Genomic DNA, 9,412 nt, shown 5'->3' with positions numbered 1-9,412 from the left:
ATTTTTACCAACACGTTTTGTCCTATAACCCTGAATCGTCATACTTCCTCAGTTTTTTATTGCAGGAAAACCGTATAGCCGCGGCAAACGCGAACTTGGAAAACAAGCAAACCTCGCTTCGCTCGCAGAACCTTTTATAGAAACCAATGAATACTGCACCCCGATTTTAGAAACTGCACCCCTATCGCCCTTCGGGCGCTTCCCTCCGTAGGGGGAAGCTCGGCGATGAGAAATAAAAAAATTCAAATCTGATTTGTCTTAAATTTATGAAAAGATAAGCCGGGCGCCTTCCCCGCTGGGGCAGGTCGAAGTCCTTCGTTTCGGTGCTGGTGGATAGTATCGAATGAATGTCTTACGATTGTCATTTACGGTAAACGTATTTAAATGATAGTGATATTAGCGGCATTGAATGATGGCGGAAGGTTTTGACCTGCCCGTCGGGGAAGGATGCCGCGAATGCGGCAGAAAGGGGTGCAGTTCCACGAGCGCAGCGAGGTTGTATAGTTTTCTCCCGCATCCCGCACTTTTATCTCACTACTTACCGTACACTTTGTTCGATATATCCCATAAGATATATCCATCCAAAAGTGATGATAGCTTTATTATTTTTCCAGTAGTACTCTATGTATAGAACAAAGTGTTCATTATTGTAAACGTAGTTCGACAGCGAGATGGAGGCGGTCATGATGTCCTTTCATTGGATTTCACTTCTTTCCGGATGGGGAAAGAGGACTTTTGATTTCTTCCTGTTCCGTACCAGCCATGGAATTTATCAGATCCCGGGATGCGGAACAGAGCCGTTCGGCATGTAATATAGTCATTAAAAGGAGCCATGAAATGCACATCACTCATTTCATGGCTCCTTTTTTCTTGCTTCTCTTTCCCAAACACTTGCCCAATAGCGTCTATTGATATATGATAGGGAGAAAGTCTTTTTAAGGCTGCCGGAAGGGGCGGCCGGAAAAATGGGTAGGAAGGCAGGAGCAGGAGATGGAAAATCGAGATAGTTTCAAATCCCGGTTGGGATTTTTACTTGTCAGCGCAGGCTGTGCCATCGGCATCGGGAATGTCTGGAAATTCCCGTATGTGACCGGGGAATACGGAGGCGCTGTTTTTGTATTGTTTTACCTGATGTTTCTTTTACTGATGGGCATCCCCGTCATGACGATGGAGCTTGCCGTCGGCCGCGCATCCCGCGGGAGCGCTGTCCAGGGCTATAAGAAATTGGAAAAGCCCGGGCAGAAATGGCATATTCATGGCTGGTTCTGTATCCTTGGCTGTCTGCTCCTCATGATGTACTACACGACAGTATCCGGATGGATGCTTGCGTATTTCTGGAAATTCCTGACCGGCGCTTTTGCGAGCGTTCCGACGGAAGCCGTCAGCGGCGTCTTCACGTCCATGCTGGCATCTCCCACGGAAATGGGAATTTTCATGGCACTTACCGTTTTCGGCGGATTCGGCGTCTGCGGCCTTGGCCTGCATAACGGCGTCGAACGCATCACGAAGGTCATGATGCTCTGCCTCCTGGTCCTCATCGTCGTCCTTGCTGCGCACAGCGTTTCACTCAAAGGCGGCGGACCGGGCCTTGCTTTCTACCTTCTCCCGGACTGGGACAGGGCAGTCGAAGCAGGCATCGGGAACGTGGCAGCTGCTGCGATGAACCAGGCATTCTTCACATTGTCCCTCGGCATCGCTGCCATTGAAATCTTCGGCAGCTACATGTCAGACGACTTCACACTGACGGGCGAAGCCGTGAGGATCACAGCGCTCGATACCTTCGTCGCTGTCCTTTCCGGACTCATCATTTTCCCGGCATGCTTTGCCTACAACGTACAGCCGGATGAAGGCCCGTCGCTCATTTTCATCACACTTCCGCGCATATTCCAGAACATGTCCTTCGGCCAGCTCTGGGGCACACTTTTCTTTGTCTTCATGACATTTGCCAGCTTCTCCACCGTCACCGCGGTCTTTGAAAACCTCATTGCATGCGCAAGAGACAACTTCGGATGGTCAAGAAAGAAAGCCGTCCTCGTGAACCTTGTCATTGTATTCGTTCTGTCCATCCCCTGCGTACTGGGATACAACATCTGGAGCGACGTCCACATCATCGGAGCCAGAGACGTCCTGGACAGCGAAGACTTCATCGTCAGCAACCTGCTCCTTCCGGGCGGCGCGCTCGTCTACCTGCTCTTCTGCGTGACGAAATTCGGATGGGGCTTTGACAACTACATCGCTGAAGTCAATAAAGGCAGCGGACTGAAAATGCCGCTCTGGATCAAACCATATTTCCAGTTCATCCTGCCGCTTCTGATCCTGGTCATCCTGATCAGAGGCCTTATGTAAGCTTCCTTTCCGCGGGAAGCCTTTGCGGCAAAGCGGACCGGGAAATCCGGAAAAGATAAAATGGAGGAAAGAAGAATGGAAGAAAGAGACAGTTTCAAATCCCGCCTGGGATTTATTCTGGTCAGCGCCGGATGCGCCATCGGTATCGGGAACGTATGGAAATTCCCGTACATCACCGGGGAGTACGGCGGGGCCGTGTTCGTATTGTTTTACCTGTTATTCCTTTTAATACTGGGGATACCTGTCGTCACGATGGAATTGGCCGTCGGACGCGCCAGCCACAAGAGCGCCATGATGGGCTTCAAGACACTGGAGCCGAAAGGCAGCAAATGGCACTGGCACGGGTGGATCTGCCTTCTGGGCAGCTTCGTCCTCATGATTTACTACACCGTCGTATCGGGCTGGATGGTCGACTACTTCTGGAAATTCCTGAACGGATCCTTCAATGGCATGGGGCCTGAGAAAGTTGCAGCCACCTTCGATGCCATGGTCGCTGATCCTTATGAACTCATATTCTTCATGGGCCTGAACGTCCTCGTCGGCTTTGCCGTCTGCGCAGGCGGCGTTGCCAAGAGCCTTGAAAAAGTCACGAAAGTCATGATGCTCGGCCTCCTGGGCCTCATCGTTATCCTCGCCGTAAACAGCCTTCTCCTTCCGGGAAGCGCCAAAGGCGTCGAATTCTACCTTCTTCCTGACTGGAACCGCGCCGTCGAAGCAGGCATTGGAAACGTGGCAGCTGCTGCCATGAACCAGGCATTCTTCACACTCTCCGTCGGCCAGGGCTCCATGGAAATCTTCGCCAGCTACATGAGCCGCAACAACACCCTGGGCGGCGAAGCAGTCAGAATCACCGCGCTTGACACATTCGTAGCCCTGATGGCAGGCCTCATCATTTTCCCGGCATGCTCTGCATTCGGCGTAGAACCATCCGAAGGCCCGTCCCTCATCTTCGTTACACTGCCAAACGTATTCATCAACATGTCCTTCGGACAATTCTGGGGATCCCTCTTCTTCGTCTTCATGACATTCGCCAGCTTCTCCACCGTCACCGCCGTCTTCGAAAGCCTCATCGGCAACTGCATGGACGACTTCGGCTGGAGCAGAAAGAAGACAGTCCTCATCCTTCTGCCCTTCGTATTCCTGGGCAGCATTCCCTGTGCACTCGGCTTCAACGTATGGTCCGACGTGCAGATCGCAGGAAAAGGCATCCTCGACATGGAAGACTTCCTCGTCAGCGGCCTTATCCTTCCGCTCGGCTCCATCATCTTCGCCCTCTTCTGCGTATCCAAGTACGGCTGGGGCTTTGACAAGTACTTAGAAGAAGTCAACACCGGCACAGGCATGAAAATGCCCCGCTGGATCCGTCCCTACTTCTGCTACGTACTCCCGCTCCTCATCCTCTTCGTATTGGTCAAAGGCCTGATGTAAAAGGATAAGGGAAATAAAATCATCAACGGTGCTTCGGCGCCGTTTTTTGATGCAGGAAATGGGGAACAGTAATTAGCAAAATCCAGCTTCTCCTCGGGTGGAGTGCATTAAACTTGCCTTCCCAGACGGGGAAGGGAGTATGGTAGGGGATGGGGTACGAAAGGGCAAAAACAAATCAGATTTAAAATCTTTTCTTTATTCTCTGCGAAGCTGCCTCCTTCGGGGGAAGTGGCGCGCATGCGCCGAAAGGGGTGCAGTAATAAGTAAAGCATATTCCTTTCGCGGTGGATAGGGTTGATTACCACGAGCGAAGCGAGGTCGTACGGTTCTAATCCCCATTTCCCCTCTTCATTTGTTTGGCAAATAAAGCATGACTTAAAATATAACCTATGCTGAATACTCATTTATGTATGCAATTATCTTCTCAAACGGGAAGAAAGGTGGTATAGTAAAACCATAAGTTTCAGGATATAGAGTCCACTTATTGGAATTCGTATCCCATTTCTTCTTGGAGGCTTGATCATGGCAGGTTACAATCCGTATGAAAATATGCTTCATGTATTGGATAAGGCAGCAGAAGTACTCGGCTGCCCGAGAAATGATTATGAATTCGTCCGTTATCCGGAACGCGAGATGACAGTCAGCATCCCGGTCACTATGGATGACGGCCATGTAGAAGTATTCTCCGGCTACCGCGTACAGCACTCCACCGCACGCGGCGCAGCAAAAGGCGGCATCCGTTTCCATCCGCAGTCCGATGAAAACGAAGTCAAAGCCCTTGCTGCATGGATGACAATCAAGAACGCCATCGGCAACATTCCTTACGGCGGTGCTAAAGGCGGCATCAAAGTCGACCCGCATAAACTGTCGAAGCGTGAACTCGAAAGACTGACACGCATGTACGTACGCCGCATTTATCCGATCATCGGACCAGACCAGGACGTACCGGCACCAGACGTCAATACCAACGGCCAGATCATGGCATGGATCGCTGACGAATACGCAGCCCTCTCCGGCAAATGGCAGCCAGGCGTCGTCACAGGCAAACCACTCGAAGTCGGCGGATCTCTCGGCAGAAACGAAGCTACCGGCCGCGGCCTTCTCTTCACACTCGAGACTTGGTGCGAAAAGAACCATAGAGAAATGAAAGACCTCACCATGGTCGTACAGGGCTTCGGCAACGTTGGCTCCGTAGGCTCCCTCCTCATGCATAAAGAAGGCGTCAAGATCATCGCTGTAGGCGATATCAATGGCACATGGAAGAACCCGAATGGCCTCGACATCGAAGCCATGTACGTTTATGCCAACAGCCACGGCAGATCCCTCAAAGGCTACACAGAAGAAGGCGCATCCTTCATCCCTGACAGCGAACTCTTCGCCCAGGACGTCGACGTCATCTTCGCAGCAGCTATGGAAAACCAGCTGAACGCATCCACCATGGAAAAAGTAAAAGCAAAACTCATCCTCGAAGGCGCAAACGGCCCGACCGATGAAACAGCAGACAAATACTTCGAAGAACACGGCATCGAAGTCCTCCCGGACGTCATGAGCAACGTCGGCGGCGTCGTAGGCTCCTACTTCGAATGGGTCCAGAACCGCACAGGCTACTACTGGACCGAAGACGAATACAACGCCCGTCTCCAGAAAAAGATGAGAGAAGCATACGAAGACGTCTATGCCCTCAAAGAAAAATACCACGTCACCTACCGCCTCGCCTCCTACATGCTCGCACTCCAGAGAGTCATGGCAGCCCAGAAACTCAGAGGCTTCTTAGGATAAGTTATAGCGGAAATACAGACAGGATGCATGATCCATTCATGCATCCTGTTTTTTGGTGCGCTCGCCATCAGCGAAAAAGCCAAGGTACGCCTTCGCCGCAGCGCAGGAAATGCCAAGGTACGCTTTATTTTAAAAAAGCATCTATAAAAGAGAGCTCTTATAAGGAAACCGTACAACCGCGGCGGAGCGCGAACTTGGAAAACAAGCAAACCTCGCTTCGCTCGTGGAACCTTTTTATAAAAATCAATGAATACTACACCCCTTTCTCCGGAAACTTTAGAAAATGCATTCTTTAAAAACCTTCACAACCAGCCTGCGGCTGAGGAACTACATCTCATCCACCACAAAAGTGGTCCCCCCTTCTCCTGACGGAGCAAGGTCAAAGGAATTCTTCCCCGCTGGGGCAGGTCAAAACCTTCCGCACCGGCGCTTACCTATGTTATCAGTAGTGATTTAAATACGAACCGTAAATGAAAACGGTAAGGTGTTCGTTCAATAATATTCATCAGAATCGAAAAAACCTGCCTCGGAACAAGGATGACGCATACGCTCACGAAGTGACAGAAAGGAGTGCAGTTCCCGAGCGCAGCGAGGTTGTATGGTTTTCATCGAACGAAGTTCGGTTTAAGGGTGTCAGAGCTCGCCCCGTAGGGGGAGCTGGCGCGCATGCGCCTGAGGAGGTTCATCTCCACGAGCGAAGCGAGGTCGTCCGGTCTTCTATCGAGCAGCGCGAGGTCGTATGGTTTTTCCTCCTTGTATGGTTTTATCATGTTTTTCTCAGCCGCAGGCTGGTTGTCCGGTTTTCCCATCTTTTCTCACGCTTTCCATCTTCCCCCCTTTCTCCGTCCAAAAATTTCCTCATGCTATAATGAAAGAGAATTGAGTATTGGAATGGATTTAAATAGAAAGAAGGACTTTATGTTTATACTTGGATGCCATTTATCCGTCACGGGCGGGTATCTTTCCATGGGGAAGACAGCCACTTCGATCGGCGGAAATACGTTTCAGTTCTTCCCGCGAAACCCGCGCGGAAGCCAGTCTGCTCCTGTGAAGGAAGCGGATGCGCTGGCTTTGAAGGCGTGGATGCAGGAGCATGATTTCGGGCCGATTCTCTGCCATGGGGCTTACACGATGAACGGCTGCTCGACGAAGGAGTCGGTGCGTGAGTTTGCCCGCACGGCGCTTCGTGAGGACCTGGCCAAAGCGGCGCACCTGCCGAACTGCCTTTACAATTTCCATCCGGGCTCCCACCTGAAGCAGGGCGCAGAAGTTGCGATTCCCATGATTGCAGACATGCTGAATTACGCCATGGATCAGGAAGAGCTGCCGCCATTTGTCCTGCTTGAAACGATGGCAGGGAAGGGGACGGAAGTCGGACGCACGTTTGAGGAGCTGGCCGCGATTATCGACAAGGTTGAGCGCAAGGACCGCATGGGCGTGTGCTTTGATACCTGCCACGTCTATGACGGCGGCTACGACATCGCAGGAGATACCGACGGCGTTCTCGCCCATTTCGATGAAGTCATCGGGCTTTCCCGCCTGAAGGCTATTCACCTGAATGACGACAAGAATCCGATGGGAAGCCACAAGGACCGCCATGAAAAAATCGGCGAAGGGACAATCGGTCTCGAAGGGATGGAAAGGATCATCAATCATCCGCTTCTCAGAAATCTTCCCTTCTACCTTGAAACACCGAATGATCTGGAAGGCTACAAGCGTGAAATCGCGCTTTTGAGAAGCCTTCGGAAGGAGGACGCATGAAATTCATTCACACAGCCGACTGGCACCTGGGGAAGCTTCTGAAGGAACACTCTATGACAGAAGATCAGGCATGGCTCCTGGAAAACCGTTTCCTGCCCATCGTCGACGAAGAAAAGCCGGACGTGATTCTTCTGGCCGGGGACGTCTATGACCGCTCATTTCCTCCGGAAGATGCCGTCGAGCTCTTTGACCGCATGACTGAGGAAATCGTCGGAAAGAGAGGGATTCCCTTCATCGTCATCAGCGGGAACCACGACAGCGCCGAGCGCCTCGCCGTGGCAAGCCGTCTTCTCCGCTCGCAGGGGCTCTACATCTTCGGGCCGCTCGACAGGCTCTCTCCCGTCATCCTGAAGGATGAATGGGGTCCCGTCGCATTCCTTCCGATGCCGTATTCCGAACCCGCCCGCGTGCGCGTCATGATGAACAAGCTCGGCATGGAAGAGGCGGAAAAGGTGAAGACGTACGAAGAGGCAGAAAAAATTCTTTCCTCCCGCATGCTCTCCCTCCTTCCTGATGAAGGAGAAGGCATGAGGAAAATCGCCCTTGCCCACGTCTATGCAGCAGGCGGCATGTCATCGGAATCGGAAAGACCGCTCTCGATTGGCGGCTACGACCAGATTCCTGATGAAGTCTTTGCGCCTTACGACTACACCGCACTCGGCCACCTCCACCGTCCGCAGAAGACGAAGAGGGATTCCGAGAAGATCCAGTACAGCGGAAGCCTCATGCGCTACTCCTTCGACGAAGTGCGTCAGAAGAAGGGCATCATCGTAGGGACGATTGACGGAGAAGGAAATGTTTCCACCACGTTCCGCGAAATGCTGCCCCTCCATCAGGTACGCGAAATCCAGGGTTCTTTTGCAGACATCATGGCTAAGGAAGGCTCGGAAGACTACCTGCAGATCGTATTGACCGACTCCGAACCTGTCATCGACGCCATGCCAAAGCTTCGCGAGAAGTACCCGAATGCCCTTGGCGTCGAGCAGGACATGGGATACAAGGACGATGACGGCGAAAGAAGGATCCGCCTCGAATCCATGAGCGACGAAGACATTTTCCGCGCCTTCGTCAGCCATTTCCGTGAGCAGGAACTGGCAGAAGAAGAAGAAAAGCTTTCTCAGGAAGTCTGGGAAGAGGTATACAGGAAGGAAAACGCAAAATGAAACCTTTGAAACTGACGATGCGTGCCTTCGGTCCCTATGCGGGCGAGACCGTCATCGACTTCGAAAAACTGCAGGGACGCCATCTCTTCCTGATCTGCGGCCCGACCGGAGCCGGGAAGACGACGATCCTGGATGCCATGTGCTATGCCCTTTACGGCAAGACAAGCGGCGACCGGACAGGCGAGAAAATGAGAAGCGACTATGCCGACTCCTCGGAAAGGACAGAAGTCATTTTCGATTTCATGCTGGGGGATAAGACATACCGCGCAACGAGAAGCCCGGCGCAGATGGTTGATAAGAAACGCGGCAGCGGACAGACACTGGCTGCCATGCAGGCGTCCCTTTCCGAACTGGAAGACGGCAAGGAAATCAATACACTGCGCACAGGCATTGAAGAAGCCGCAGGGAAACTCATCGGGCTCAATGCCGACCAGTTCTGCCAGGTCATCCTCCTTCCGCAGGGCGATTTCAGAAAACTCCTCGTGGCAAAGGCCGATGAAAGAGAAGCCATCCTGAAGCAGCTCTTCAAGACACAGCGTTTCTCGGAATTCAAGGACAGGCTGAAAGACAGGCTCGATGCAAAAGTCCGTGAGAAAATGGAAAAGCAGACAAGAGAAGACCAGATTCTCAGCACCGCCGGCGCCGCAGACGAAAAGCAGCTCGCCTCGATCGTGGAAGAAGCGGAGAAATCACTGCAGGAGGCGGTGGAGACGACCCGGAAGCAGGAAAAGGAAAGCAATGAATTCCGTGAAGTCTACCAGAAGGAAACCGCACTGATGGGCCATTTCACGGAGCTTGAAAAGGCATTGAAGCAGGATGCGGCCCTTAAGAATGAAGAAGGACGCATGAAGGAAATGGAAGCGTCCCTTTCCCTGATCCGGAGCGCCCGGGAGCTTGCGCCTTACTTTGTCCAGCTGGATGGCATCACCCGGGAA

Annotated in this window: 8 protein-coding genes; 7 read left to right on the top strand and 1 reads right to left on the bottom strand. The window is 52.3% G+C overall.

Features of this window, described 5'->3' with window-relative positions; genetic code table 11:
* The first annotated feature begins 683 nt into the window (after nucleotides 1-683).
* From M3200_RS09330 to M3200_RS09315, 4 genes are all read left to right on the top strand, one after another.
* The gene (locus M3200_RS09330; protein WP_288178276.1) at nucleotides 684-812 is read left to right on the top strand and encodes a hypothetical protein; all 129 of its coding nucleotides are present in this window, start codon (nucleotides 684-686) and stop codon (nucleotides 810-812) included.
* Between the two features lie 178 nt (nucleotides 813-990).
* Entirely contained in the window at nucleotides 991-2,346 is a 1,356-nt protein-coding gene (locus M3200_RS09325) for a sodium-dependent transporter (protein ID WP_022383253.1), read from the top strand.
* A gap of 75 nt (nucleotides 2,347-2,421) precedes the next feature.
* A complete protein-coding gene (locus M3200_RS09320) occupies nucleotides 2,422-3,774 on the top strand; it encodes a sodium-dependent transporter (RefSeq protein ID WP_022383252.1) in 1,353 nt (450 codons plus the stop codon).
* Nucleotides 3,775-4,296: 522 nt separating this feature from the next.
* Nucleotides 4,297-5,553, top strand: a complete 1,257-nt coding sequence (locus M3200_RS09315; protein WP_022383251.1) for a Glu/Leu/Phe/Val family dehydrogenase — start codon at nucleotides 4,297-4,299, stop codon at nucleotides 5,551-5,553.
* A gap of 605 nt (nucleotides 5,554-6,158) precedes the next feature.
* Here the strand turns inward: M3200_RS09315 and M3200_RS09310 are convergent.
* Nucleotides 6,159-6,362: a hypothetical protein gene (locus tag M3200_RS09310; RefSeq protein WP_022383250.1), complete on the bottom strand. Its 204-nt coding sequence runs from the start codon at nucleotides 6,360-6,362 to the stop codon at nucleotides 6,159-6,161.
* Nucleotides 6,363-6,471: 109 nt separating this feature from the next.
* Between M3200_RS09310 and M3200_RS09305 the strand changes: the two genes are divergently transcribed.
* From M3200_RS09305 to M3200_RS09295, 3 genes are all read left to right on the top strand, one after another.
* Complete coding sequence (locus tag M3200_RS09305; protein ID WP_022383249.1) at nucleotides 6,472-7,314, top strand: deoxyribonuclease IV; 843 nt, start codon at nucleotides 6,472-6,474, stop codon at nucleotides 7,312-7,314.
* On the top strand, nucleotides 7,311-8,477 hold the full coding sequence (locus tag M3200_RS09300; protein WP_022383248.1) for an exonuclease SbcCD subunit D: 1,167 nt from the start codon (nucleotides 7,311-7,313) through the stop codon (nucleotides 8,475-8,477). Before M3200_RS09305 ends, M3200_RS09300 begins: the two co-directional genes overlap by 4 nt.
* Nucleotides 8,474-9,412: AAA family ATPase (locus M3200_RS09295; RefSeq protein WP_288178275.1), on the top strand; the 939-nt coding region annotated here is incomplete at its 3' end. The genes M3200_RS09300 and M3200_RS09295, both read left to right, overlap by 4 nt.

The organism is Dialister sp. CAG:357 (assembly GCF_000435155.1).
GTDB lineage: Bacteria > Bacillota > Negativicutes > Veillonellales > Dialisteraceae > Dialister > Dialister hominis.
Note: the sequence above shows the minus strand (reverse complement) of the source record. Positions and strands in the feature narration are given on the sequence as shown.

Excerpts from the sequence above, each read along its gene's own strand:
- M3200_RS09330 (WP_288178276.1), top strand. The coding sequence starts at position 684 with ATGATGTCCTTTCATTGGATTTCACTTCTTTCCGGATGGGGAAAGAGG.
- M3200_RS09325 (WP_022383253.1), top strand. The coding sequence starts at position 991 with ATGGAAAATCGAGATAGTTTCAAATCCCGGTTGGGATTTTTACTTGTC.
- M3200_RS09320 (WP_022383252.1), top strand. The coding sequence starts at position 2,422 with ATGGAAGAAAGAGACAGTTTCAAATCCCGCCTGGGATTTATTCTGGTC.
- M3200_RS09315 (WP_022383251.1), top strand. The coding sequence starts at position 4,297 with ATGGCAGGTTACAATCCGTATGAAAATATGCTTCATGTATTGGATAAG.
- M3200_RS09310 (WP_022383250.1), bottom strand. The coding sequence starts at position 6,362 with ATGGGAAAACCGGACAACCAGCCTGCGGCTGAGAAAAACATGATAAAA.
- M3200_RS09305 (WP_022383249.1), top strand. The coding sequence starts at position 6,472 with ATGTTTATACTTGGATGCCATTTATCCGTCACGGGCGGGTATCTTTCC.
- M3200_RS09300 (WP_022383248.1), top strand. The coding sequence starts at position 7,311 with ATGAAATTCATTCACACAGCCGACTGGCACCTGGGGAAGCTTCTGAAG.